The sequence below is a fragment of the Acinetobacter sp. YH12134 genome (genome assembly GCF_013418555.1).
GTDB lineage: Bacteria > Pseudomonadota > Gammaproteobacteria > Pseudomonadales > Moraxellaceae > Acinetobacter > Acinetobacter indicus.
In genome coordinates this window covers 1-25,862 of sequence record NZ_VPBT01000032.1, presented here as the reverse complement: position 1 = coordinate 25,862, position 25,862 = coordinate 1, and the positions used below count along the sequence as shown (strand labels likewise).

The following is a 25,862-nucleotide window of genomic DNA, read 5'->3' as shown; positions in this document are numbered from 1 at the left end:
TTAATGGAGAAATCTGATAGATATGTTTTACCTGAGAGACGGATGAGGAGTTACCCAAGAGTTGTAAAAGGAAAACCTCAAAAATACCCAAGAAAAAGCCAGTCAATCTCTTAACTGACTGGCATTATCCTGATGGAGGCTTTTTTAGGACTTACTTTTTCTGAAACAGATATATCTGGTATTGCGCATTCAGCGGGAACTGATCCTGCTGCTCCAGCGCCTGACGGCGTTCCGGTTTGGCCTTATAGGCATATGGCGTCATCGCAATCAGATGTTTTAAATCGCTCTGATTTAAGCACATTGCTGCATCAACAACATCTTCACTGACCAACTCAAACACATCTTTTAGCTGTTCCACAAACTTCTGTGGTTCATGCACTTTAACTTCTTCAAACAAGGCTTCGCGCATCGCAAACAGATGCTGCGGTCCCGGGGTTACCACCATCAGATAAGCTTCCGGTTTCAGCACCCGCAGAATTTCCTCTTTCGGAATTGGGCTAAACAGACTGGTACACAGATCAATTGATTTATCCAAAACCGGCAAAGTCGCACCGGTTCCCACCACCCAGGTCACGTCTTTATTCAGTTTGGCGGCCACTTGCACTGCATTTTTGGCAATATCGACGCCCACACATTGCAGCACTTCAGCCTGCATGGCGTTGGTGTAATAGCCTTCCCCACAGCCAATATCGAGCAGGTTTTCAATACGCAGGCTGCGAATTTTCTGCACCACCGCCTGCTGCAGCGGCGCATAGTGTCCTGCACTTAAAAATGCCCGGCGCGCCTGTACAGACTCCGGAGTATCGCCCGGATTTTTACTGTGCTTATGTTGCACCACATGCAAATTGACATAGCCCTGTTTGGCCACATCATAACTGTGCTTGTTGTCACAGCGCCATGTTCGGTCGGTCAGGCTTAAGGGCTGACGACAGACAGGACACATCAGCAGGTTCATGTTTTTCTCCCAAGCTTGCTGCCATAAAAAAAGCCGGCAAGCGCCGACTTTTCAGTTCAATTTGCTTAGCGCAATTTTAAGGTCATTAAGCCTAAAACCACCAGCATAATTGTAATAATCCAGAAACGAATCACCACCTGGGTTTCACGCCAGCCTTTCTTTTCATAGTGATGATGCAGCGGCGCCATTAAGAACACACGTTTATTGCGCATCCGCAGTGAGCCAATTTGCAGGAAGACCGAAATCGCCTCAACCACAAACACCCCACCCATAATCGCAAAAACGATTTCCTGACGCACCATCACCGCAATTGTGCCGAGCATCGCACCTAACGATAAAGCGCCGACATCACCCATAAAGACTTGCGCCGGATGCGCGTTGTACCAGAGAAAGGCCAGACCGGCACCAATCATGGCGGCACAGATCACCACCAGTTCAGAGGCGTATTTGACATAAGGAATATGCAGATAATCGGCAAAGCGCACATCACCGGCCAGATAGGCAAATACACCTAAACCGGCCGCAACCAGTACAATTGGCATGATCGCCAGACCATCCAGACCATCAGTCAGGTTCACCGCATTGGAAGCACCATTAATCACCAGATAGGTGAAAATAATAAAGCCAATACCCAGTGGAATCATGGATAACGGAATGCTGAAATCTTTAAAGAACGGAATTAAGACATCCAGCATATCGGCGGTTTGCGCCGGGTTCGGCTGCTGTGTGGCAATATAGTACAGCGCAATACCTGCGCCCAAAGAGGCCACCGAAGTCCAGAAGAACTTCTTGCGTGCCGGTAGTCCGGCATTGTCTTTATAGCGGATTTTAATCCAGTCATCGGCCCAGCCAACCGCACCGAAGATCACCATAACCGCCAGCACAATCCAGACATAGGGGTTGGAAAGATCGGCCCAGAGCAGGGTCGAAATCCCAATCGACAGTAAAATCAGCACACCGCCCATGGTCGGGGTACCCATTTTTTTCGCATGCCCTTCTGGCGCAAACGAGCTGACTGCCTGACCGTATTTTAATGCCTGTAACTTACGAATCATCACAGGTCCAAGCAAAAGACCAATCCCGAGCGCTGTCAGGACACTCAGCAATGAACGTAATGTTAAATAACGAACCACCTGAAACGAGCTGTGATAGCCCGCAAGCTGTTCAAACAACCATAACAGCATTTAAAGTTTCTCCATCAATGCAGTCATCAACGTTTCCATATGGGTATAACGAGAACCTTTGAACAGGAAACTCATGGACTGAGGTTGATGTGTTTCGACTAGACTAATTAAAAATGGCAAGGCCTGTTCCTGATTCAAAAAGGCCTGGAGTTTTTTGCCGTATTGGGTACTGCGTGCCCCTTCCTGGCTAGCCGGAGCAAACTCGCCCACCGCCACCACAAAGTTCAGGCCTTTGAGCGACACCAGATCGCGGCCGAGCTTATAATGCTCAATTGCCGCCGATGCACCCAGCTCGCCAATATCACCGATGACCATGACCCGAATCCCCTCCTGCTGCGCCAGCACTTCACCGGCCGCCCGCATTGAGGTCGGGTTGGCATTATAGGTATCATCAATCAAGAGATGCGCACCGTGCTGAATAAAATTCAGACGACCTTTGGCACCTTGGGCCTGTTCCAGTCCGACAACAATATCATCCAGACCAATGCCAATCGCCAGCGCAAACGCCGCTGCGGCTGTAGCATTCTGGATATTATGTTCACCAGCAAACGGTAAATCGACTGCACGCACGCCTTGCGGCGTATGCAACTGGAAACGGGCCGATTGGGGCTGAAGTTCAATGTCGGTGGCAAACACATCACCGCCGTTACCAAAACTAAGCTGCTGTTCAGTGCGAACTGCCTGACGGATCGAGTCAGCAAAATCATCTGCGGCCGGTACAATCGAACATCCATCTGCCACAATATGCGCATAAATTTCAGATTTGGCCCGGCAAATACCCTCACGACCACCAAACTCGCCCAGATGTGCGGTGCCGATATTAATGATCCCGGCTACCTGTGGCTGTACCAGCTGTGAGGTATAATCAATTTCACCCTGATGGCTGGCCCCAAGCTCCATCACCGCATATTGATGTTCCGGACGCAGCTCCAGCAACATCATCGGTACGCCTAAATCATTATTCAGGTTACCGCGGGTAATTAAGGTCGGCGCCAGACGCGATAAAATACTGCCCAGCATTTCCTTGGTGGTGGTCTTACCGCTGCTACCGGTCAAGGCAATTACTTTCAGATCGGGATATTGAGCACGACGATAAGCACCCAAATGACCCAGTGCCAAGCGGGTATCCGGCACCACCAACTGAAAAATATCGGCATCGACCGGCTGGCTGACAAGCGCCACCTGACAGCCGCTGGCTGCCACCTGTGCCACAAAATCGTGGGCATCAAAACGCTCACCTTTCAGTGCTAGAAAAGCATCGCCGGCTTCGGCATGACGGGAGTCGGTTAAAATACGTTTAATTTCAGTGCTTGGTGCGCGATCATTCAGCCAATAACCCTGGGTGGCCTGTTGTAACTGCGCTGCGCTCCACGGCGTCAAGACCGCAGTACTGGTGGTTGAAGTATGCATAAGAATTCCTGATTAGGCGGGATAGGCAGAGCTGGTAGCATGATGCTGGGCATCAATTGCAGCCTGAACTTCAACGACATCATCAAACCAGTGTCGCACCCCATCAATTTCCTGATAATTTTCGTGACCTTTACCGGCAATCACCACGATATCGCCCGGCTGGGCCTGCTTCACGGCAAACTTGATCGCTTCACGACGATCACGGATTTCATGATAGCTGTGGCCACTAAAATCAATGCCCTGCTGCATGTCGGCAAAAATCTGGTCAGGCGATTCAGTCCGCGGATTGTCCGAAGTGAGCAAGGCGATATCAGCCTGCTCTAGCGCGGCTTGGGTCATTAACGGCCGTTTGCCGCGATCACGATCGCCGCCACAGCCAAAGACAGCCCAGAGCTGCTGCGATACATGCCGTTTCAGGGTAATTAACACCTGTTTCAAGGCATCTGGTGTATGCGCATAATCGACCACAAACAGACGTTCGCCATCACGAATCACCTGCATCCGTCCCGGTGCACCTTGCAGCTGTGGCGCGCTGGCAATTAAATCCGACAAGTCAAATCCGGCCTGCTCAACGGCAATCAGACTGGCCACCAGATTTTCCACATTAAAATGGCCCAGTAACGGACTGTGTACACGATAACGCTGCTGGGCGCTGATCAGTTCAAACTGCGCACCAGCCAGACTGTATTCGATATTCTGCACCTGATAATCCGCCGCTTGCGTGGTGGAATAAGTCAGGATTTTTGGTTGTGCCGGATTCTGACGCGCGGCGGTCAGCATAACTTCCGCAAAGGCATCATCCAGGTTAATGACCGCCACTTTTAAGCTGGCAAAACGGAACAGCGCGGCTTTGGCTTCAGCATAGGCCTCCAGCGTACCATGATAATCCAGATGGTCACGGCTTAAGTTGCTGTACACGGCAATTTCAATGCTACAGCCATTTAAACGACCCTGTTCCAGTCCGTGTGAACTGGCTTCAATTGCCGCAAATTCAGCGCCTTGCTGGGCATAGCTGTGCAGGGCCTGCTGGAGCTGTAAGGCATCCAGCGTGGTATGCGAAGAGGCTTCCAGATTCGGCAAAATGCCATTGCCGGTGGTGCCCATCACCGCACACGGTTTGCGCTGTAACATCAGCAGTTCTGCCATCAGACGGGCGATGGTGGTTTTGCCATTGGTACCGGTAACCGCCAGAATACGTGCAGCCTGCAGCGGCTGCGTGGCATGCAGATACTGTTTTTGCCACTGCCCCATTAAGTGACGTACCTCCGGTACGATCAGCTGATTCGGCAGACCCAAATCGGTTTCTGCAATAATGGCCAACGTGCCACGCGCCAACGCCGCTTCGGCAAACTGGACGGTTTTTTCAGGCTGCGAAAAACTGGTCAGGGCAATAAAGATTTGCCCTGCTGTAACTTTGCGGCTGTCTAAGCTGAAGCCGGCAAAGGGTTGTGACATCCATCCAGCAACATGCTCAACGGTGTAAAGATCTTGAAATGTAATGGACATTCATCACCTATTTACTGGATTTGTGCTGTATCTAGAGGTTTATCTAAAGGTACATTCATTAAACGTAAGGATTCCTGCATCACCCGTGCAAACACTGGCGCAGCAACCAGACCACCATAGTATTGACCGGTCGGGTTTTCTACCACCACAAACATGGCCAGACGCGGGTCACTGACCGGTGCGATGCCGGCAAACAGGGCGCGGTATTCATTTTGCGAATAGCCTTTGCGGTCGGCACGCAATTTATGCGCAGTACCGGTTTTACCGGCAACACGATAGCCTGGAATATTGGCCTGACGCGCCGTACCGCCCGGTAAAGTCACCGCTTCCATCATCAGCAGAACCTGCTCGGCAATTTTCGGGTCAAGAATCTGCTCGCCCTGCACTTCGCCTTCCAACTTATACAGACTCAGCGGCAGTTTTTTGCCCTGATTGGCAATCATGGCATAGGCATCGACCAGTTGCAGCACGGTCGCATTCAGACCATAACCATAGGACATGGTTGCCACTTCAGAGACATTCCATTTGCTTGGCGGTAAAATCAGGCCGGCACTTTCGCCCGGGAATTTCACAGCCGAACGCTGGCCAAAGCCTAAGCGTTTATAGAAGGTGGGTAAGGTTGGATAGGGCAAAGACAGGGCAATTTTCGCCACGCCGACGTTAGACGATTTCTGGATAATGCCAGCCAGGGTCAAATTGCCATAATTGTGGGTATCACGGATGGTATGGTTACCAACACGCATCGAGCCCCCCCCTAAATTGACCACAGTATTGGCCGAATATTTACCACTTTCCAGCGCCATGGCCACGGTAAATGGCTTCATGGTCGAGCCCGGCTCAAAGGAATCGACTGCCCCGCGGTTACGCATGGCATCTTTGTTCTCCAGGCCCTTTTTGTCATTCGGGTTATACGATGGCCAGCTGGTCATGGCTAGAATTTCACCGGTTTTCACATCGACTGCAATGGCTGTGGCAGAACGGGCATTATTGGCCACGCCAGCAGCGGTCAATTCACGATACATAATGTATTGCAGGCGCGAGTCGATACTTAAAGTGATATTTTCACCGTGCTCGACTTCTTTAATCACTTCCGGATCTTTAACCCGGTTACCACGTTTATCACGGATAATTTGCTGTTCGCCATCGACCCCAGCCAGACGGCTGTTCAGCTGCATTTCCAGACCTTCAATCCCGGTGCCTTCACTATTGGTCAGGCCAATAATCTGGGCATTCGGCTGTGGCTGCGGATAATAACGCTTATAGTTTTTCTCGGTATAGACACCCTGGAAGTTGCGCTTCAGGATCAGCTCCGCCTGCTGTGGCGGTACTTCTTTTTGCAGCACCAGATAACGCGAACGCGGACGCTCATGCATTTTCTGATGCAATTCCTGACGGTCCATGCCCACCGCATCGGCCAGTTCATCCAGATTCAGGTTTTTATTGGGCAGTTGACGCTTGAGTTTGCGGTTATTCGGGTCTTTGGCTAGCTCGGCCATGGTGTCGTCATACAGCTCTTTGGCCTCAAAATAATCACGCGGATCAATCACCACTTTCATGATGGGGGTACTAATCGCCAAAGGCACGCCATGCCGGTCGTAAATCACGCCGCGCATGGCTTTGAGTTTTTCAGTTCTTAGAATATTGGCATTGGCCTTATTCTGCAGAAAATCATGATTGATAATCTGCACATAAAAGGCCCGGCAGACCAGCGCCACAAAGACCAGCAGCACCGTTCCCCACATCAGGTAGAAGCGCCACATATCGACATTTAAACTGCTTTTTTGGGTAACAGACTGCTGTTTTTTACCTGTTTGCTTCTTACGCGAATTTACCATGTACAGCCAGCCCTATTGTTTCTGTTCTGAAGTCGTCGGCAATGAAATCACCACAGTTTGTGCGGTGGGTGGTGAATACATGCGTAACTGGGTTACGGCACGTGTCCCGATCTGGGCGGTGGCACCAAAGGTCTGCTGTTCAATCAGCAGACGGCCCCACTCGGCATTGAGATCATCGCGCTCACGCATAAAAGAACTGAGCTGACGATAATCATGTCGATATTCAAACACCTGAAAGACCACCATGAGCGCACTGATAAACACCAGGGCCAACAAAATCAAATAGACGACCATTTTTTTCAGTCGTGACTGTTCTGTATTGTTTTCAACTGCTTTGGTTTTCATTCTTCGCCTGTTCAAGCTAACTTTTCAGCCACACGCAGCCACGCACTGCGTGAACGCGGATTGGCTTTGACTTCCTCTTCACTCGCACGGATACGAGCAATCTTTTTTAAACGGCGGGTATCTTGTTGTACTTGCGGCAGCCCCCAACCGGTATCTTCTGCCAAGCTTGATTCTTTTTGAATAAACTGTTTAATCAAACGGTCCTCTAAAGAGTGGAAGCTAATGACCGCCAGACGGCCTTCGGGCTTCAGCACTTCCACGGCCTGAGGCAAGAAAATATCAATATCTTCTAATTCTTTATTAATAGCAATACGAATGGCCTGAAATGTTCGCGTTGCCGGATGTTTATGCTTTTCCCATTTTGGATGGGCAGTTTTTACAATTTCGGCCAGCTGGCCGGTGGTTTCAATCAAACCGGCGTTTTTAATGGCTTTAGCTATACGGCGGCTATAACGTTCTTCGCCATATTTAAAAATAATATTGGCCAGTGCTTCTTCTTCAATCTGCAGCAGCCACTCTGCCGCGGTTTCACCTTGCGAGTTGTCCATACGCATATCCAGCGGGCCATCCTGCATAAAGCTAAAACCACGTTCAGCCTGATCCAGCTGCGGAGACGATACGCCCAGGTCGGCCATCACGCCATCGACCTGTTCAATACCACGTGCGGCCAGTTCCTGCTTTAAATCGGCAAAGCTGGCATGAATAATTTTAAACCGCGGATCTTGCTGTTCCAGTTCTGCTGCAACCGCTAAGGCTTGTGGGTCTTTATCAAAGGCATACACACGCGCATGTTCATCTAATTTGGACAGCAATAAACGGGTATGCCCGCCGCGGCCAAAGGTGCCATCGACATAAATTCCTGTATTGCGTTCTGCCAGCAAGGCATCAACAGTTTCGTGGAGTAATACAGAAATATGCGACATAAGGATTCAATCAATACAGCCAAAATTTAACTGCACATTATTACCTTGTTTTGACAAAGCTCCAAACGACTTTTTGTACAGAAATATTACTTTTCATAGAGAAAACCGTTTTGTGATTTTGCCAAATATTCAAAAAGCCTCACAAGGAGGCTGTTTGAATTTATTTTTTAACCAGTATGCAGACAATTAACGTTTGCTGCTATAAATCTGGTCGAAGATGGCGCCGTTCGCAAAGTGGGTTTGCTGTGCTTTGGCCCAGCCACCAAATACTTCATCAATGGTGAAGGTTTTCAGTTTCGGGAACTGATGCGCATACTTGGCCAGTACCTTTTCATTGCGTGGACGATAGAAATGTTTGGCTGCCATTTCCTGTCCCAGCGGTGAATATAAATAGTTGATATAACCGGTTGCCAGCCACTTGTTGCCATTGCGCTCTACGGTACGGTCAACAATTGCCACTGAAGGCTCGGTTAAAATCGACATCGATGGATAAACAATATCGAACTTGTCTTTACCCAAGGTTTTCAGGGTCACCAGCGCTTCGTTTTCCCAGGTCAGCAGTACATCGCCAATGCCGCGTTCTGCGAAAGTGGTCATTGAGGCACGTGCTGCAGAGTCCATCACTTTAACGTTGTGATACATCTTGCTGACAAAATCTTTGGCTTTGGCTTCATTGCCGCCCGGCTGGTTCAATGCATAGCCCCATGCAGACAGGTATACCCAACGTGGCAGACCACCGGTTTTCGGGTTTGGGGTAATAATCTGTACACCCGGTTTGGTTAAATCGGTCCAGTCTTTGATGTGCTTTGGATTGCCCTTACGCACCATAAATACGATGGTTGAGGTATATGGTGCCGAGTTATGCGGGAACTCTTTTTGCCAGCCCGGCTGGATCTGGCCCGATCTGACGATTTCTTCAATATCGTTGGCCAGTGCCAAAGTCACCACATCACCTTTCAGGCCATCGACCACTGAACGCGCCTGTTTGCCTGAACCGCCATGAGACTGCTTGAAATTCACGCTTAAACCGGTGCGCTTTTTCCAGTAATCACCAAACGAGGCATTAAATTCATCATAGAATTCGCGTGTCGCATCATAAGACACGTTTAAAAATTGACGATCTGCTGCCTGGGCAGAATTGACTGTTGCCGCAAGGCCGGTTGCCAGCAAAGCCGCTGAAAATAAAGCTTTAATTTGAGATTTCATGACAGCACAAATAGGTTATCTACATTAATGCTAACTATATGAAATAAAATCATAAATCGCAATTCAGAAAAATTTTTACTTTCGTTTTAAGATGGGCAATTTTTTCTTTTAATCATTTGTTTTTCTTTTAAAAAGCAGCATAACCGATGGGCCAAAATCAGGTTATAGCTTTTTATGGAATAGATATTCAAAAATATGAATAAACCCGGCTTTCAGACGCTTGGCAAACCGTGCTGATTTAAAGCAAGATTAAGATGAGATAGCCCGCGCTTGATCCATTCACCTAAATACCCAGTTACATATCAATAAAATGCGAAACTTGCATAATTATATATAAAAAAATATGATATAAGATAAGTTTTGTTGCTGATCTTCACTTTCTCTTCACAGTTATTTGCTAAAACATGTACTCAACAGCGAAATGTGAATAGAAGTAACCAGCAGCCTGACATTTTTTATATTTTTGTAAAAAGTGTGATGCAGTTCTTACTTTTTACATTTTATCTGTGGTTATATAGTAGCCACAACGTAAAAAAAATTAAATCCAAAACCAGTTTGGGGGAGTATCAGGATGAAACAGTCAGTCTATGTACTGTGTTTAAGTTTAGGATTGGGCCTGATGGCGCAAACCAGCCATACGGCAGTGGTTAAAAATACCCATACTGCGGTGAAAATGACGCCAGCAAAACCTTCCCTCATTGAAAAAGCCCTGTTGCAGCAAAAAGAACAGTTAGGCACCACCAAAACAGACAAGCTGCAAGCCGATAATGACCTGAAAATGATGACGTCAATTAAAGCAGCGCCAACCCAGAATTTCTTTGCTTCACAAAACCAGCGTTTTAGCCGTTTTGTACAATCCTTCTTCAGCTCGAACCAGTCTTAATTGACCGGATTGAACTGAACCTGCGCGCGACTGACTCCCCCTCAAGCCGCGTGCTGTTGCAGCCTGATCATCGAATGCACAATAAAGCATTAAGTGATCAGGCTTTTTCGTTATAATAGATTCCAATTTACATTCTGACTCATTACTGATTATGACTGTTCGTACCCGTATTGCTCCTTCTCCTACCGGTTTTCCGCATGTAGGCACTGCATATATTGCCTTGTTTAACCTGTGCTTTGCCAAACAGCATGGCGGCGAGTTTATTTTACGTATTGAAGATACAGACCAACTGCGCTCGACCCCTGAATCTGAACAAATGATTCTTGATTCTTTGCGCTGGTTAGGCCTGAACTGGTCAGAAGGTCCAGATGTGGGTGGCCCACATGCGCCATACCGTCAATCGGAGCGTATGGACATCTATAAACAGTATGCCCTGGAACTGGTTGAAAAAGGTCATGCCTTCTACTGCTTCGCGACTGCAGAAGAACTGGACCAGATGCGTGCTGAACAGCAAGCACGTGGCGAATCTCCACGTTATGACGGTCGCGGTTTACAGCTTTCTGCCGAAGAAGTTCAGCGTCGTCTGGCGGCAGGCGAACCACATGTAATCCGCATGAAAATTCCAACCGAAGGCATCTGCAAATTTAACGACATGCTGCGCGGTGAAGTGGAAATTCCTTGGGCGCAAGTCGACATGCAGATTCTGCTGAAAACTGATGGCCTGCCAACCTATCATTTAGCCAACGTGGTCGATGACCATTTAATGCAAATCACCCACGTCATTCGTGGTGAAGAATGGATTCCATCAGCACCAAAACATCAGTTGCTGTATCAATACTTTGGCTGGGATATGCCAGTACTGTGCCACATGCCGCTGCTGCGTAACCCGGACAAATCCAAACTGTCAAAACGCAAGAACCCGACTTCAATCAACTACTATAAAGACATCGGTGTACTGCCAGAAGCCTTGCTGAACTATTTGGGCCGCATGGGCTGGTCAATGCCGGATGAACGTGAAAAATTCACCCTGGCAGAAATGATTGAACACTTTGACATCAACCGTGTGTCTTTGGGCGGTCCAATCTTTGATGTGGAAAAACTGAACTGGCTCAACGGTCAGTGGATTAAAGCCCTTTCTCCGGCTGAACTGCTGGATACCTTGTTAGCCTGGAAAGCTGATCGTGCCAAACTGGAAGAAATTGCTGCCGCGATTCAGCCACGTATCAACTTATTATCTGAAGCCGTGAACTGGTCTGCGCACTACTTCAACCATTTCCCGACACTTTCAAAAGAACAGTTTGAAAATAAAAAACTGTCTGAAGAACAGGTTCGTCAAAGCTTGCAGTTTGCCATCTGGCGTCTGGAAAGTCTGTTCACCTGGAACAATGACACCGTGAGCCAGACCTTAATGGACCTGGCCGCACAAATGGAAATTAAACTGCGCGACTTTATGCCGGCATTCTTTATTGCCATTGCCGGTTCAACTGCCTCTACGCCAGTGATGCAGACCATGGTCACTATTGGTCCGGATTTAACTTTTGCCCGCCTGCGCCATGCGCTGGAAATTGTGGGCGGACCAAGCAAAAAAGAGCTAAAAGCTTGGGAAAAACTCAATGAAAGCTTAAAATTGCCGAAAAATGATGCAGTTGATGCAAGTTAATGCAGTTTTTTGTTGACGTGTGAGCATTATCTTCATAATATAGCGCTCACACAGACTGGGGCCATAGCTCAGTTGGTAGAGCGCTACAATGGCATTGTAGAGGTCAGCGGTTCGATCCCGCTTGGCTCCACCATGGTTTCATAATTGTGTTGCCTCAATAAGTCCCTATCGTCTAGAGGCCTAGGACATCGCCCTTTCACGGCGGTAACCGGGGTTCGAATCCCCGTAGGGACGCCATATTTAAGCTCACTTTTAAAGTGATCTGATAAAAAACCCAAGCATTATGACTTGGGTTTTTTATTGCCTGTTGTTTTATTTTGCTGTGCTTTTTTGCTTTCTGATGTATTCCGATTAAAATAAACCACAGATTAGAATTTTGGAGTTGTAATGCAATACCGTTGCCCGAAGTGTCAAAGCCCGAAAATCATGCCTGTTGCGCAAGCAGGCCAAGCAGCTCCACGTCCGGTGGTGCCAAAAAGCCTGGTATTTCTGATTCCAGCTATTTTTATTTTATTGCTGCTGGTGCTGATTAGTATTGCCATGTGGATTTTTGGGGATGGTGCGGGCACGACCCTGCAAACAGCAACCGTAATTGTCTTTGTGATCTGTTTAATTGCCGGCTTCATGTTCTATCGTGATTTGCCAGATTTTAAAATTTCAATGCAGGCTTTTATGCAAAACCAGAAGAAATGGAAATGCCGCGAATGCAACCATGAGTGGGAAATCTGATTTTTCTCATTGATTCAAACAAAGCTGCATCTGGCGTTGATCAGGATAGCTCCCAACGCCAGCCCATGATTATAAAAAGATAAAAATCATCTCCTTCAATGAAGTGCTAAAAGTATTGCACCACTTCCTGCTATCACTGCACGCCTTCCTTCTATATCTATATAGCGCGACCAGGATAATACCCATCTCTTTATAGCCCTCTATTCAAACTACATCAAAAAACCAGCCCGAAGGCTGGTTTTTTATTTAGATGGGATTAACCACCAATTTTGCGATATTTCTGACGCTTGGTAATCAGGTCATCACCATCACGTTTACGACGGTATTCTTCGAACTCCGCATAGTTACCAGTGAAGAATTCAGGAGTTTCACCTTCGAATGACAGGATGTGTGTTGCAATACGGTCCAGGAACCAACGGTCATGCGAGATCACCATCACGGTACCCGGGAAGACCAGAATTGCATCTTCAAGCGCACGTAAAGTTTCGATGTCCAGGTCGTTTGACGGTTCATCGAGTAAGATGACGTTGGCGCCCATTTGCAGGATTTTCGCCAGTTGTAAACGGTTACGCTCACCACCTGACAATTGACCAACACGTTTTTGCTGATCTTGGCCTTTAAAGTTAAAGCGGCCAATATAAGCACGTGATGCAATTTCGTATTCACCAATACGTAAGATGTCTAAACCGCCAGACACTTCTTCCCACACAGTTTTATTGTCATCTAGCGTGTCACGAATCTGACCCACGTAAGCGACTTTAACCGATTCACCCAGTGTTACCGTACCGGTATCTGGCTGCTCTTCACCAGTCATCATACGAAACAGTGTGGTTTTACCTGCACCGTTCTCACCTACAATACCGACAATTGCTGCAGGTGGTACAGTGAAGGTTAAATCTTTATACAGGGTACGATCACCAAATGACTTGCTGATGCCTTCAACCTCAACGACCTTGTTACCCAAACGTGGACCAGGTGGAATGTAGATTTCAGAAGTTTCGTTACGCTGCTGGAATTCGCGTGAGTTCAGCTCTTCAAAACGCTCCATACGCGCTTTGTTTTTCTTTTGCTGACCTTTAGCATTTGAACGAACCCATTCAAGTTCTTTTTTCAATGCCTTCGCAAAAGATTCTTCCTGCTTCTGCTCTTGCTCTAAACGCGCGTTCTTTTGCTCTAACCAAGACGAATAGTTGCCTTGATATGGAATACCATGTCCGCGGTCAAGCTCCAGAATCCACTCGGCAACGTTATCAAGGAAGTAACGGTCGTGCGTAATCGCCACGATGGTGCCCGGGAAGTCTTTTAAGAAACGTTCTAACCAGGCTACAGATGAAGCATCTAAATGGTTCGTCGGTTCGTCCAGCAGCAGCATGTCTGGTTTAGACAATAGCAAACGGCACAGTGCCACACGACGGCGCTCACCACCTGAAAGCTTAGTCACATCTGCATCCCATGCTGGCAGGTTTAATGCCGCTGCGGCTTGCTCCAGCTGGTTATTCAGGTTGTGCGCATCCCAAGTCTGAATAATGGCTTCCAGCTTTTCCTGCTCTTTTGCAAGCGCATCAAAGTCTGCATCTTCAGCTGCATATTCAGCGAATACTTCGTCCAGACGCGCCAATGCATCAAGCGCTTCACGTACGCCATCTTCCACGTTACCACGAACGTCTTTGGTTGGATCGAGCGGTGGTTCTTGCTCAAGGTAGCCGATTTTAATCCCTGGCTGTGCACGTGCTTCACCAGAGAAATCTTTATCTACGCCCGCCATAATACGAAGCAAGGTCGATTTACCTGCACCGTTTAGACCAAGCACACCAATTTTTGCGCCTGGGAAAAATGATAAAGAGATGTCTTTTAAGATTTCGCGCTTCGGCGGAACCATCTTCGACACTCGGTTCATCGTATAAATATATTGGGCCACGTAGGACTCCTCAATAGAAAAACCAATTTCGGGGGCAAAACCGCCACCCCTACTCAAATGAGCGAAAAAATAATCGGCTATTATACCTGAAAGCCAGAAAAAGATAAGGGATCGGCCTCATCTTCCACGCTTTGTTACAACTCTTTAAAGTGCCCAAAATTCAGGCATACATTGCAGCCTTATCCGCCGTTGAAATTTTAAAATGAGGGCGTCTTTATGAAATCTAAAGATAATTATTGCAGATATTTCCCTCTTTATTTCATAAATAGACCTGCTACACTTGATCAAAATATAACTCACGCAAGATGAACGAAAAATGATGTATAAAGCTGAAACTTTGGCCATTCATGCTGGCTACACCCCTGAACCGACCACCAAAGCTGTGGCAGTACCCATTTACCAGACCACCTCTTATGCCTTTGACAATACCCAGCACGGTGCCGATCTGTTCGATTTAAAAGTACAAGGCAATATTTATACCCGTATCATGAACCCGACCACGGCAGTGCTGGAACAACGCGTGGCAGCGCTCGAAGGCGGGATTGGTGCGCTGGCACTGGCCTCGGGGATGGCTGCAATTACCTATACCATTCAGACCCTGGCCGAAGCCGGCGATAATATTGCATCAGTTTCAACCCTGTATGGCGGTACCTACAACCTGTTCGCACATACGTTGCCCAAACAGGGCGTCGAAGTCCGTTTCTTTGATTATCAGAACCCGGAAGCCTTACGCGAACTAATTGATGACAAAACCAAACTGGTTTTTGTGGAATCCATTGGTAATCCGCTCGGCAATATTATTGATTTAGAAGCCATCTCCCAAATTGCGCATGAATATGGCATTCCGGTGGTGGTGGATAACACGGTGGCCACACCGGTGCTGCAAAAATCCTTTGATTTTGGTGCCGATATTGTGGTGCATTCACTGACCAAATATATTGGCGGCCATGGCACTTCGATTGGTGGAATTATTGTCGATAGCGGTAAATTCCCGTGGGGCAAATATCCTGAACGTTTTAAATCTCTAAATACCCCTGACCCAAGCTATCACGGGGTGAATTATGTCGAAGCCTTGGGCGAAGCAGCCTTTATTGCCCGCGCCCGCGTGGTGCCGCTACGCAATACCGGTGCAGCGATTAGCCCACATAATGTTTTCCTGATTCTACAAGGACTGGAAACCTTAAGCCTGCGCATGGAACGCCATACCGAAAATGCCCAAAAAGTGGCGGAATATTTACAGCAGCATCCAAAAGTGAAATGGGTCAATTACGCCGGCTTAAAAGATCATCCACAACATGCGCTGGCGCAAAAATATGTCAAAGGCAAACCATCTGCGATTCTGTCTTTTGGTGTGCAAGATGGCCGTGAAGGCGGTACCCGTTTTATTGATGCGCTGCAACTGTTTACCCGTTTAGTCAATATTGGCGATGCCAAGAGCCTGGCCTGCCATCCGGCTACAACAACGCATCGACAATTAAATGATGAAGAGCTGAAAGCGGCGGGTGTAAGTGAAGATATGGTGCGCCTGTCGATTGGTATTGAACATATTGATGACTTGATTGCCGATCTGGAGCAGGCGCTGGCTAGCGTTTAATTATTGCAATTTCACGACAAATGGTCTGCTTTTGCGCTGCAATGGCAGACTTTTTGCTTTTTAAACATAGAAACAAGGACTTGCTTTTTCGAAAAATTTTAAGCAGAATTTACCAAACAACCCAAATATCCCATTAGAGCAATTACTCTAAAACAACTTTTAATTTCAATCACTTATTTTATGGCTTTTTTTAAACTTCGGTTATTATAATGCCCATCATAACAGCCCGAACCAATGAGATTGGGCGCAAAAATTCAAATAACAAAGACCATTGAGTCTGATCTTTTAATCAAGCAGGGATACAAGTGTGAAGGCAAAACTAGAGAAACTTTTCAAGAAAAAAGTAAATGGAAAAACCGTACTGATTACCGGTGCATCCAGTGGTATCGGACTGACCACGGCTTATCGTCTGGCAGAGGCGGGAGCGCATGTGCTGTTGGTGGCACGTACCCAGGAAACCCTGGAGCAGGTCAAAGCAGAGATTGAAGCCAAAGGCGGCAAAGCATCTATTTTCCCATGTGATTTAAACGATTGGGAAGCCATTGATCAGACTTCAAAAGATATTTTAGCGTCTGTCGATCATATTGATATTTTAGTTAACAATGCCGGACGTTCAATCCGTCGTGCCGTGCATGAATCTTTAGACCGTTTTCACGATTTTGAACGCACCATGCAGCTGAATTATTTTGGTGCAGTGCGTCTGGTGATGAATATTCTGCCACAAATGATGGTACGTCGTAGTGGCCAGATTATTAACATCAGCTCGATTGGTGTATTAGCCAACGCGACCCGTTTCTCGGCTTATGTTGCCTCTAAAGCTGCACTGGATGCTTTTAGCCGCTGTCTATCGGCCGAAGTACATTCACACAATATTGCAATTACCTCCATTTATATGCCACTAGTGCGTACTCCAATGATCGCACCGACCAAGATGTATAAATATGTTCCTACCCTTTCTCCGGAACAAGCTGCCGATTTAATCTGCTATGCCATTGTCAAACGTCCGAAGAAAATTGCCACACATTTAGGCCGTTTGGCTTCAATTACTTATGCGATTGCACCGGATATTAACAACAAGCTGATGTCGATTGGTTATAACCTGTTCCCAAGTTCATCGGCTTCGGTGGGTCAGCCACAAAAGCTGAACTGGGTACAAAAAGCGTATGCCCGTTTGTTCCCGGGTGAACACTGGTAAAATAATCCTTTTAAAGACCTGTCTAATGACAGGTCTTTTTATGTTATAAAACCCCTCATTTTGAACAGTTAAAGTAAGACTATGCGGACCTTTTCCCTTATTCTGCAATATGGGTGTTTTGCCTTTGCCCTGTTTCTGGGCTATCAGGTGGCGATGGCGCTATATCATCAGGATTATGAGCTGATGGAACTGATTGCCGATGTGGGCACGATTCTGATCTGTATTGATTTAGGTGTGTTTTTATTTTCCAGTAAAGCTGCCAACAAGCTGAGTTTGCAGGAATATGCCAAACAGCTGGAACAGCCGCCTACGCCACTGGTGAGTTTTACCCGCAAGCTGGGGCATTTGGGCATTATGCTGATTTTATGTAGCTGGATTGTGCCGATGGTCAATTAAATAGACCAATAAAAAACCTCCCTATCGGGAGGTTTTTTTAAGAGCTAAAGATTACTTCGAACCTTTAATCCCGGCTTGCAATAACAATGCACCTAAACCACCAATCTTATTGTCTTGTGGTTTTGCCGCTTGCGGTTTCTTGCCCTGAGGACGATCACCCTGCGGACGCGCCTGTTGCGGACGTTTACCCTGCGGCTTACGCTCAGTACGCTGTTCATTTTGGTCACGGCGTGGCTGACGTGGCGCTTTCGCTGCAGCAGCACCTTCCGGACGCATCGACAGGTTCACACGGTTACGCTCAACATCTACCGTTAAAACACGCACCTGAACAATTTGACCCGGTTTCACCACTTTATGCGGATCAGACACGAATTCATTGGCCAGTTCAGAAATATGGACTAAACCGTCCTGATGCACACCGACATCCACAAAGGCACCGAAGTTGGTGACATTGGTGACCACACCTTCTAGCTGCATGCCTTCAGACAATTGTGATACTTCAGTAATATCATCACGGAATTTAGCGGTACGGAATTCCGGACGCGGGTCACGGCCCGGCTTTTCAAGTTCGCTCAGCACGTCCTGAATGGTTGGTAAACCAAACTGGTCATCCACAAATTCTTCTGCATTGACCTGACGGATAATTTCAGTATTGCCAATAATGTCTTTTACAGTCGTTGCTTTGGCTTCAACAATTTTAGACACCAGCGCATACGACTCCGGGTGCACCGCAGAGGCATCTAAAGGCTCAGAACCATTTTGAATACGCAAGAAACCTGCCGCCTGTTCAAAAGTACGCTCACCTAAACGTGGCACTTTTTTCAGAGCCTGACGGTTATCAAAACGGCCATTTTCCTTACGGAAATCCACAATTTGCTGCGCGATTGATTTGTTCAGACCTGCGATATAACCCAAAATCGCAGCAGATGCAGTATTCACATCCACACCGACCGAGTTCACACAGTCTTCCACCACCGCTTCCAGGGTTTTGGCCAAACCAGTCTGGTTTACATCATGCTGGTACTGACCCACACCAATTGATTTCGGATCAATTTTCACCAGCTCTGCCAATGGATCTTGTAAACGACGGGCAATGGATACTGCACCGCGAATCGACACATCCAGTTCTGGAAGTTCTTGAGAAGCCAATTCAGAAGCAGAATAAACAGAAGCACCTGCTTCAGACACAGAAACGCGAGTCAGTTTCAGGTCACTGTTTGCTGCCATCATTTCAGCTACTAGCGCTTCAGTTTCACGGCTTGCGGTACCGTTACCGATCGCAATCAGGTCGACATTGAACTCGCGGCATAAACGTGCCAGCTCGGCCAGTGAACCTTCTTTATCATCTTTTGGAGCAAATGGATAAATGGTGCTATGTGCCAGTACATCGCCAGATTCATTCACGACTGCCAGTTTCACACCGGTACGGATGCCCGGGTCAACGCCCAGCGTCGTACGTGCGCCAGCAGGTGCAGACAGCAGCAGATGACGTAAGTTTTCAGCAAACACCTGCGTCGCTTCTGCTTCAGCCGCCAGACGTTTTTCAGTCAGCAATGAATGCTCAATGGTCGGGCGAACTTTACCCAGCCAGAACAGTTTTGCGGTCTGCTTTAAGTAGTCCTGACGCACTTGTGGCTGCACGGCATCTAAGTTGTATTCGGTTTCAATACGTGCCAGTGGTGCTTCATCTTCACCATCGACTTTTAAGCCCAGCACGTTTTCCTGACGGCCGCGCAGCATGGCCAATAAACGGTGCGATGGCACTTTGTTCAGGCTTTCAGAGAAATCGAAGTAATCACGGAATTTTTTACCAACTTCTTTTTTCTCCTCACTGGCCACCAGACTTTTCAGTACGGCGGTTTTGGCAAAGGTTGCTTTCAGTTCAGTGGTGAGTGCAATATTTTGCGCCCAGTCATCAATTAAAATATGCTGAATGGCATCGAGCTGGCTTTCCAGGTCTGGATAATCTTCATGGCTAAAGCCTGCAAGCGCTTCTGCTGGATCAATCGCTTCTGCAAAGATTTTTTCTGCGATTGGACCCAAGCCCGCTTCTTTGGCTTTAAAAGATTTGCTGGTACGTTTTGGACGGTACGGCGCGTAAATTTCTTCTAAGGCATTTTTAGTTTCAGCCGCATTCACACGTGCCAATAAATCATCAGATAATTTATTTTGTTCTTTTAGTGATTCAATCACTTTTTCACGGCGTTCAAACAAATCACGCAAATACGCTAAACGTGTATCGAGCTGGCGAAGTTGCGTATCGTCTAAGCCCTGCGTTACTTCTTTACGGTAACGTGCAATAAAAGGAACACTGGCACCTTCATCAATGAGTTTGATGGCAGCTTCTACCTGATTTGGACGTACGGCAAGTTCTTTTGCCAACTGCTGAACTAAGTCAGTCATCGTGTTTGATCCCACAAGGATAAGTACTAAATGGCATGATTATAAAGACCAGGCCCATAAAATCCACAATTGTTTTATGAAATTTACAGATGGCGATTCTTGCCAATTCGCAGATATTTCACATTTTTGCGGTAAATTCATCATTTCAGGGCCTTTTCTTCCCCAAATTGTGGGATTTATCTTCTATCATAGATGTATATATTTGGTATCTATGTCTTGATTTTAACTGCAATATTTGTTGCTTTAGAGCATAGTCAAGGCATACAGATGAATCGTATACTCAAAGTCAGTGAAAGCTTTGCATACGACCACAATAAAGAATAAAGGAGCACATCATGAGTTTAGTTGTACCTGCTGAAAATACAGATGCCGTACATACCGAAACTGACCGCGTTGAACGCATTCTCGTTGTCGATGATGATGTGCGTTTGCGTACGCTGTTACAGCGTTTTCTGGAAGATAAAGGTTTCGTGGTCAAAACTGCCCATGATGCTACGCAAATGGATCGCCTGTTACAACGTGAGCTGTTTTCCCTGATCGTGCTCGATTTCATGCTGCCGGTTGAAGATGGCCTGAGCATTTGCCGCCGTTTACGCCAGTCCAGTATTGATACGCCAATTATCATGCTGACCGCACGCGGCAGCGACTCAGACCGTATTGCCGGCCTTGAAGCAGGTGCCGATGACTATCTGCCAAAACCGTTTAACCCGAACGAACTGTTAGCGCGTATTCGTGCCGTATTACGCCGTCAGGTACGTGAAGTCCCAGGCGCACCAAGCCAGCAGATGGAAGTGGTCAGCTTTGGACCGTGGGCGCTAGATCTTTCGACCCGTACCCTGACCCGTGAAGGTCAAGTCGTGACTTTAACTACAGGCGAGTTCGCAGTGTTAAAAGCGCTGGTACAACATCCTCGTGAACCGCTGACCCGCGACAAGCTGATGAATCTGGCGCGTGGCCGTGAATGGGGGGCAATGGAACGTTCGATTGATGTGCAAGTGTCTCGCTTACGCCGCCTGATTGAAGAAAACCCGGCACGTGCGCGTTATATTCAAACGGTGTGGGGTGTGGGTTATGTCTTTGTTCCAGATGGTGCGGAATAAAGCTCACTCATCGAATCTATGACGGAGTCTTACGGTCTATTCCCCACTGATGGGATAAAACCTGCGGTTCGCCTTACTTTTGTTTCGGCAAAAGTAAGCAAAACCATTGTCATCCGCAAAACTCGGCAAATTCCGTCATTTCAACCAATATTTCGCAGAAACATAAGTAATTTACTTGAGTCCTGCCTCAAACAGTTGCGGATGACCTAACGCGTATCCAATTTTGGGGGAGAACTTTCCCTTTTTAAAAAGGACTCATTGTGAAACTCGACCCCATCGATCCACAAGACTTTACCGACTTTGAAACCTATTCAGAACGCAAACGCACGCCGTGGGAACGCTTTCTGGATAAAATCAAACCGCGCTCGGCTGCCATGCGGACCACCGTGCTGGTGCTGTTTGTGGTGATTTTCAGTCTGTTTATGTCACTGTGGTTCTTTTGGCGCACCCTGTATCTGCCAGAAATCCAGCAACATGCCCGTTATCTGGCGGTTGAGCTGGAAATTCTGAACAATCCGGAATTACGGATTTTCCATAATGATGCCGAAGTCGATGTGGATGCCTGGCTAAAAAACCGCGTCGGGATTGAATACATTACCGATCCCAAGGAATATCCAAATGTCCGTGACAAGGTTATTGCCGAATTCTTTACCCGACAAATCGAGAAAAAACTGGCCAATGAACTCAAAGCCGATGATGTAACCGTGTATTTCCAGTTCAAGCCCAGCCCACGTATCTGGATTCAAACGCCGGAAATGAACGGCCACTGGGTTCGTGAACCATTAAAAACCTATGCCAACTACAGCCCGGAACTGGTGTTTGGCTGGCTGCTCGGCATTCCACTGCTGTCTGCCATTATTATTCTGACCCTAGTGCGTCAGCTAAACCGGCCATTACGCCGTTTGCAGGAAGCCGCCAATACCTATAGTCAAACCGGTAAAGCGCCTTATTTAGAAACCAACCACGGGCCGCTAGAAATCCGTCAGGTGAACCAGGCCTTTAACCAGATGATTTTTACCCTGGAGCAGACCGAGCGCGACCGCCGGATTATGCTGGCCGGAATTTCGCATGACCTGCGCACACCCCTGACCCGGATTCGCCTGAGTGCAGAAATGATGCCGGATGAAGACTTTTTAAAAGAAGGCCTGATTTACGATGTCGAAGATATGGACGCCATTTTGGACCAGTTCATTTCCTATATGCGTGATGGCTCGGATGAAGAACTGCAAGATACCGATTTAAATGCCTTGTTACAGGAACTGGTGATCCAGTTTAAACCGCTGGACATTCGCTTTAGCCCGGAAGAATTACCGATTTTGCAGGCACGTAGCCTGTCGCTGAAACGTTTAATTGGCAACCTGATTAACAATGCCAAGCGTTATGGCACCGAACCGATTGAGCTATCTGCCAAGGTACAGGAACAGTTTATCTGCATTAGTGTGGCCGATCATGGTGAAGGCATTCCTGAAGATCAGATTGAATCTTTAATGCAGCCTTTTGTGCGTGGGAATGCCGCACGTACCGTCCAAGGTAGCGGTTTAGGTCTGGCCATTGTGAAACGGATTGTCGATATTCACCAGGGCGAGCTGATTATTCACAATCGCGAGCACGGTGGACTGGAAGTCATCATCTCTTTACCGCTGCCCGAACAGCCAGATGATGAAAAAAACAACAGCAGCACCCTAGAAAAAATTAAGCAAAGTATTACAGAACATTTCTAAATCATGCTTAAATATTGATCAATCAGTTCTTGGTGAAGATTTGGCTTTTAATTTTTATTATTGAATTTTCAACAAGATAAAAAGCATCAAATATATTTATACCTGCATTTTTTGAAAAAATTAGACCTTAGCCTAACAGGTATGCAAAATGGCTTTTTTGATGGGTACAATCGCCATCAGTTCTGATTTTTCAAACGAGAGTAAACCATGTCCCTAGATCGCATCCGTTTAGCTTCCCTACATGACAAGGTTATGAGTGCGGAGCAAGCTGCTCAATTCATCCAAGACGGTATGACTGTTGGTATGAGTGGCTTTACACGTGCCGGTGAAGCGAAAGCTGTTCCTTTGGCTTTAGTGAAACAAGCACAAGCGAATCCTCTAAAAATTACATTAATTACTGGTGCGAGCTTAGGGAACGATCTCGACAAACAACTGACTGAAGCCGGTGTACTGGCACGTCGTCTGCCTTTCCAAGTGGATAACACTTTACGTAAAGCCATCAACAAAGGCGAAGTCATGTTCATCGATCAGCACTTGTCTGAAACAGTTGAACAAATGCGTAACCAGCAGCTGAAAAAGCCAGATGTAGCGGTAATTGAAGCGGTTGCGATTACTGAAGATGGCGGCATCGTGCCAACCACTTCTGTAGGTAACTCTGCCAGCTTTGCAATTTTCGCTGAAAAAGTCATTGTTGAAATCAACACCAACTTAAGCCCGGCGTTTGAAGGCTTACACGACATTTATATCCCAACCTATCGTCCAACCCGTCAACCAATTCCATTGACCAAAGTTGACGAGCGTATCGGTACTCAAGCAATTAACATCGATCCTGCAAAAATCGTTGGTATCGTATTTAACAGCGAATTACATGACTCTCCATCAACTGTCACTGCACCAGATGACGAGACTCAATCAATTGCCAACCACTTGATCGCATTCTTTGAAAAAGAAGTAGCTGAAGACCGTTTACCGAAAAACCTCGGTCCTTTACAAGCAGGTATTGGTTCAATCGCTAACGCAGTATTGACCGGCTTGAAAGAATCAAACTTCGAAGACCTGATCATGTACTCAGAAGTACTGCAAGACTGTACTTTCGAACTGATTGATGCCGGTAAAATGAAGTTCGCTTCAGGTTCATCTATTACCCTGTCTGCGAAATACGGCGAGAAAGTATTTAACAACCTGGAACAGTACAAAGATAAACTGGTTCTGCGTCCACAGGAAATTTCAAACCATCCTGAACTGGTACGTCGTTTAGGTATTATCGGCATTAACACTGCGCTTGAGTTCGATATCTACGGTAACGTGAACTCCACTCACGTATGCGGTACCAAAATGATGAACGGTATTGGTGGTTCAGGTGACTTTGCGCGTAACGCACACCTGGCCATCTTCGTAACCAAGTCTATTGCCAAAGGCGGCGACATTTCATCTGTCGTTCCATTTGCATCGCACATTGACCATGCAGAACACGACGTTGACATTCTGGTGACTGAACAGGGTCTTGCCGATCTTCGTGGTCTGGCACCGCGTGAGCGCGCTCGTGCGATTATCGACAACTGTGCACACCCAATGTACCGTGATGCATTAAACGACTACTTCGACCGCGCATGTGCAAAAGGCGGCCACACTCCTCACCTGTTACGTGAAGCGTTGGCTTGGCACAGCAACTTCGAAGAAAATAGTCACATGCTGGCCCAAGAAGCAGCGGTAAAAACGGCTTAATCTCGGCCTGAATCAGATCTAAAAAAACGCTCCTCTGGAGCGTTTTTTTATGGTTGGATAGTTTCCCCTATCACGTCATCTATTATCGGGTCGGGTTGCGTAACTGTGAGCTAATATCGGGGAACAAGCTATTGCCCAGATTCATCTCATAATCGACCACGCCTAAAGAGATATTGGGTAAATCAAGCTGAATCTGCCCATCCGGGCCACGAAATGGCGCCAGCAGGGTTTCCAAGCCACGTAACGGGTTATCCGACTGCAAACCGGCGGCAATCGCCAGAATATGCTGCTGCAACGCCGGAGAAAGGTGATCCATATTGACCGGTTCTTTGGCCGGCATGGTAATCAGGACAGGCGGGTCCGGGTCAATGACCCGGTTTTGAGTGTCCTGCTGAATTTGCATGATCCGGTGCTGTAATGCCTTACGCTTTGCACGATCTTCCTGATACGGAATAAAGCCCACTTCCTGACGTAGTTCAGGTTCTGCCATGACCTGAAGCGTTGCTAGACGCTCGGGTTGCGCCCAGACCGACGTTGAGCCGATTCCCAGCATAATCATTACAGTCGAGGAGAACATCTGAAAGCGCGTCATACACGGCCTCCTGAACAGTAATGAAACATGTCTCTCTATTAAGCGCCAGAATGCAATTTTATTCAGCAGGATTCGTGTTATTGAGCTGTTATTAGCGTAACACTGCTCCTGATTTGATAGCCAATCAATCCTGAAGATGAAAGATGAAAGATGAAAGATGAAAGATGAAAGATGAAAGATGAAAGATGAAAGATGAAAGATCATGCTGCCATTTTTAAATACCATAAAAAAAAGCCCCTGCAATGCAGGGACTTTTTGAATATGGTGGCGAGACCCAGGATCGAACTGGGGACACACGGATTTTCAATCCGTTGCTCTACCAACTGAGCTATCACGCCGATGCCGTGTATTAAGCCGCATCTGGGGAAATTAGTCAATATAAATCATGACATTTTTATTTAATCGCTCTGTACACGACAAATTTCACAGAACCCTTATCCTATCAGGATTCTGCTTTCTTAAAATTGCCAAAATTTCCTTAAACTCTTCTTTTTTCCCAAAACCAATTAAACGCTGAATCGCCATTTGAACATAGTCTAAACCATAGCGAAATAAACTCATTGAGAGTCGTCCATGCTTCTT

At 47.0% G+C, this 25,862-nt stretch carries 19 protein-coding genes, 3 tRNA genes and 2 pseudogenes; 11 read left to right on the top strand and 13 right to left on the bottom strand.

The genetic code is table 11. From position 1 onward, the window contains the following. Positions 1 to 151 precede the first annotated feature (151 nt). The 8 genes and pseudogenes from FTU69_RS13780 to FTU69_RS13745 form a co-directional block, all read right to left on the bottom strand. A complete protein-coding gene (locus FTU69_RS13780; RefSeq protein ID WP_180088809.1) occupies positions 152 to 955 on the bottom strand; it encodes a putative RNA methyltransferase in 804 nt (267 codons plus the stop codon). A 65-nt stretch (positions 956 to 1,020) separates the two neighbouring features. Then, entirely contained in the window at positions 1,021 to 2,139 is a 1,119-nt protein-coding gene (gene mraY, locus FTU69_RS13775) for a phospho-N-acetylmuramoyl-pentapeptide-transferase (RefSeq protein WP_005180530.1), read from the bottom strand. Beyond that, a complete protein-coding gene (murF, locus tag FTU69_RS13770) occupies positions 2,140 to 3,549 on the bottom strand; it encodes a UDP-N-acetylmuramoyl-tripeptide--D-alanyl-D-alanine ligase (protein WP_180104052.1) in 1,410 nt (469 codons plus the stop codon). It abuts the gene before it with no gap. A 12-nt stretch (positions 3,550 to 3,561) separates the two neighbouring features. After that, positions 3,562 to 5,055, bottom strand: coding sequence for a UDP-N-acetylmuramoyl-L-alanyl-D-glutamate--2,6-diaminopimelate ligase (locus tag FTU69_RS13765; protein WP_180088812.1), 1,494 nt, complete (start codon positions 5,053 to 5,055; stop codon positions 3,562 to 3,564). A gap of 3 nt (positions 5,056 to 5,058) precedes the next feature. Continuing rightward, positions 5,059 to 6,890 (bottom strand): annotated as a pseudogene (gene ftsI, locus FTU69_RS13760) (penicillin-binding protein PBP3). Positions 6,891 to 6,902: 12 nt separating this feature from the next. Further along, on the bottom strand, positions 6,903 to 7,235 hold the full coding sequence (gene ftsL / locus FTU69_RS13755) for a cell division protein FtsL (protein ID WP_005180539.1): 333 nt from the start codon (positions 7,233 to 7,235) through the stop codon (positions 6,903 to 6,905). An 11-nt stretch (positions 7,236 to 7,246) separates the two neighbouring features. Next, positions 7,247 to 8,158, bottom strand: a complete 912-nt coding sequence (gene rsmH, locus FTU69_RS13750; protein ID WP_005180541.1) for a 16S rRNA (cytosine(1402)-N(4))-methyltransferase RsmH — start codon at positions 8,156 to 8,158, stop codon at positions 7,247 to 7,249. A 186-nt stretch (positions 8,159 to 8,344) separates the two neighbouring features. Beyond that, positions 8,345 to 9,364 carry a sulfate ABC transporter substrate-binding protein gene (locus FTU69_RS13745; protein ID WP_180047077.1) on the bottom strand — a complete coding sequence of 340 codons (1,020 nt, stop codon included), beginning with the start codon at positions 9,362 to 9,364 and terminating at the stop codon, positions 8,345 to 8,347. A 571-nt stretch (positions 9,365 to 9,935) separates the two neighbouring features. On the opposite strand from FTU69_RS13745, the gene FTU69_RS13740 reads away from it, so the two are divergent. From FTU69_RS13740 to FTU69_RS13720, 5 genes are all read left to right on the top strand, one after another. Beyond that, a complete protein-coding gene (locus tag FTU69_RS13740; RefSeq protein WP_005180544.1) occupies positions 9,936 to 10,247 on the top strand; it encodes a hypothetical protein in 312 nt (103 codons plus the stop codon). Between the two features lie 151 nt (positions 10,248 to 10,398). Beyond that, on the top strand, positions 10,399 to 11,907 hold the full coding sequence (gene gltX / locus FTU69_RS13735) for a glutamate--tRNA ligase (protein ID WP_016658437.1): 1,509 nt from the start codon (positions 10,399 to 10,401) through the stop codon (positions 11,905 to 11,907). A 57-nt stretch (positions 11,908 to 11,964) separates the two neighbouring features. After that, positions 11,965 to 12,040, top strand: a tRNA-Ala gene (locus FTU69_RS13730). Positions 12,041 to 12,068: 28 nt separating this feature from the next. Continuing rightward, positions 12,069 to 12,144, top strand: a tRNA-Glu gene (locus FTU69_RS13725). A 150-nt stretch (positions 12,145 to 12,294) separates the two neighbouring features. Further along, positions 12,295 to 12,636, top strand: a complete 342-nt coding sequence (locus tag FTU69_RS13720; protein WP_005180548.1) for a hypothetical protein — start codon at positions 12,295 to 12,297, stop codon at positions 12,634 to 12,636. 256 nt (positions 12,637 to 12,892) lie between these two features. On the opposite strand, the gene ettA is transcribed toward FTU69_RS13720, so the two are convergent. Then, complete coding sequence (gene ettA, locus FTU69_RS13715) at positions 12,893 to 14,554, bottom strand: energy-dependent translational throttle protein EttA (RefSeq protein ID WP_005180550.1); 1,662 nt, start codon at positions 14,552 to 14,554, stop codon at positions 12,893 to 12,895. Between the two features lie 316 nt (positions 14,555 to 14,870). On the opposite strand from ettA, the gene FTU69_RS13710 reads away from it, so the two are divergent. The 3 genes from FTU69_RS13710 to FTU69_RS13700 all read left to right on the top strand — a co-directional run bounded on the left by FTU69_RS13710 (position 14,871) and on the right by FTU69_RS13700 (position 17,739). Next, positions 14,871 to 16,148, top strand: coding sequence for an O-acetylhomoserine aminocarboxypropyltransferase/cysteine synthase family protein (locus tag FTU69_RS13710; RefSeq protein WP_180088817.1), 1,278 nt, complete (start codon positions 14,871 to 14,873; stop codon positions 16,146 to 16,148). 307 nt (positions 16,149 to 16,455) lie between these two features. Then, on the top strand, positions 16,456 to 17,343 hold the full coding sequence (locus FTU69_RS13705) for an SDR family NAD(P)-dependent oxidoreductase (protein WP_005180554.1): 888 nt from the start codon (positions 16,456 to 16,458) through the stop codon (positions 17,341 to 17,343). Positions 17,344 to 17,424: 81 nt separating this feature from the next. Beyond that, positions 17,425 to 17,739, top strand: a complete 315-nt coding sequence (locus FTU69_RS13700) for a hypothetical protein (RefSeq protein WP_005180556.1) — start codon at positions 17,425 to 17,427, stop codon at positions 17,737 to 17,739. Between the two features lie 51 nt (positions 17,740 to 17,790). Here FTU69_RS13700 and FTU69_RS13695 read toward each other — a convergent pair whose 3' ends face one another. Then, on the bottom strand, positions 17,791 to 20,142 hold the full coding sequence (locus tag FTU69_RS13695) for a Tex family protein (RefSeq protein WP_180104051.1): 2,352 nt from the start codon (positions 20,140 to 20,142) through the stop codon (positions 17,791 to 17,793). Between the two features lie 335 nt (positions 20,143 to 20,477). Here FTU69_RS13695 and ompR point away from each other — a divergent pair, with 335 nt between their 5' ends. The 3 genes from ompR to FTU69_RS13680 all read left to right on the top strand — a co-directional run bounded on the left by ompR (position 20,478) and on the right by FTU69_RS13680 (position 24,688). Further along, on the top strand, positions 20,478 to 21,242 hold the full coding sequence (gene ompR / locus FTU69_RS13690) for a two-component system response regulator OmpR (RefSeq protein WP_005180561.1): 765 nt from the start codon (positions 20,478 to 20,480) through the stop codon (positions 21,240 to 21,242). Between the two features lie 260 nt (positions 21,243 to 21,502). Beyond that, positions 21,503 to 22,963, top strand: a complete 1,461-nt coding sequence (locus tag FTU69_RS13685) for an ATP-binding protein (RefSeq protein ID WP_180104050.1) — start codon at positions 21,503 to 21,505, stop codon at positions 22,961 to 22,963. A gap of 207 nt (positions 22,964 to 23,170) precedes the next feature. Next, entirely contained in the window at positions 23,171 to 24,688 is a 1,518-nt protein-coding gene (locus tag FTU69_RS13680) for an acetyl-CoA hydrolase/transferase family protein (RefSeq protein ID WP_180104049.1), read from the top strand. 82 nt (positions 24,689 to 24,770) lie between these two features. On the opposite strand, the gene FTU69_RS13675 is transcribed toward FTU69_RS13680, so the two are convergent. The 3 genes and pseudogenes from FTU69_RS13675 to FTU69_RS13665 all read right to left on the bottom strand — a co-directional run. Further along, on the bottom strand, positions 24,771 to 25,280 hold the full coding sequence (locus FTU69_RS13675) for a hypothetical protein (RefSeq protein WP_104483905.1): 510 nt from the start codon (positions 25,278 to 25,280) through the stop codon (positions 24,771 to 24,773). Between the two features lie 262 nt (positions 25,281 to 25,542). After that, positions 25,543 to 25,618 (bottom strand) — tRNA-Phe (locus FTU69_RS13670). An 85-nt stretch (positions 25,619 to 25,703) separates the two neighbouring features. Further along, positions 25,704 to 25,862, bottom strand: a pseudogene (locus FTU69_RS13665) (IS4 family transposase); the annotation flags it as partial.

What these genes read in the sequence shown, in the direction of transcription:
- FTU69_RS13780 (WP_180088809.1), bottom strand. Translation starts at nt 955, where the DNA reads ATGAACCTGCTGATGTGTCCTGTCTGTCGTCAGCCCTTAAGCCTGACC.
- FTU69_RS13700 (WP_005180556.1), top strand. Translation starts at nt 17,425, where the DNA reads ATGCGGACCTTTTCCCTTATTCTGCAATATGGGTGTTTTGCCTTTGCC.
- FTU69_RS13675 (WP_104483905.1), bottom strand. Translation starts at nt 25,280, where the DNA reads ATGACGCGCTTTCAGATGTTCTCCTCGACTGTAATGATTATGCTGGGA.
- mraY (WP_005180530.1), bottom strand. Translation starts at nt 2,139, where the DNA reads ATGCTGTTATGGTTGTTTGAACAGCTTGCGGGCTATCACAGCTCGTTT.
- ftsL (WP_005180539.1), bottom strand. Translation starts at nt 7,235, where the DNA reads ATGAAAACCAAAGCAGTTGAAAACAATACAGAACAGTCACGACTGAAA.
- ompR (WP_005180561.1), top strand. Translation starts at nt 20,478, where the DNA reads ATGAGTTTAGTTGTACCTGCTGAAAATACAGATGCCGTACATACCGAA.
- FTU69_RS13680 (WP_180104049.1), top strand. Translation starts at nt 23,171, where the DNA reads ATGTCCCTAGATCGCATCCGTTTAGCTTCCCTACATGACAAGGTTATG.
- FTU69_RS13765 (WP_180088812.1), bottom strand. Translation starts at nt 5,055, where the DNA reads ATGTCCATTACATTTCAAGATCTTTACACCGTTGAGCATGTTGCTGGA.
- murF (WP_180104052.1), bottom strand. Translation starts at nt 3,549, where the DNA reads ATGCATACTTCAACCACCAGTACTGCGGTCTTGACGCCGTGGAGCGCA.
- gltX (WP_016658437.1), top strand. Translation starts at nt 10,399, where the DNA reads ATGACTGTTCGTACCCGTATTGCTCCTTCTCCTACCGGTTTTCCGCAT.
- FTU69_RS13740 (WP_005180544.1), top strand. Translation starts at nt 9,936, where the DNA reads ATGAAACAGTCAGTCTATGTACTGTGTTTAAGTTTAGGATTGGGCCTG.
- FTU69_RS13720 (WP_005180548.1), top strand. Translation starts at nt 12,295, where the DNA reads ATGCAATACCGTTGCCCGAAGTGTCAAAGCCCGAAAATCATGCCTGTT.
- rsmH (WP_005180541.1), bottom strand. Translation starts at nt 8,158, where the DNA reads ATGTCGCATATTTCTGTATTACTCCACGAAACTGTTGATGCCTTGCTG.
- FTU69_RS13745 (WP_180047077.1), bottom strand. Translation starts at nt 9,364, where the DNA reads ATGAAATCTCAAATTAAAGCTTTATTTTCAGCGGCTTTGCTGGCAACC.
- FTU69_RS13710 (WP_180088817.1), top strand. Translation starts at nt 14,871, where the DNA reads ATGATGTATAAAGCTGAAACTTTGGCCATTCATGCTGGCTACACCCCT.
- FTU69_RS13695 (WP_180104051.1), bottom strand. Translation starts at nt 20,142, where the DNA reads ATGACTGACTTAGTTCAGCAGTTGGCAAAAGAACTTGCCGTACGTCCA.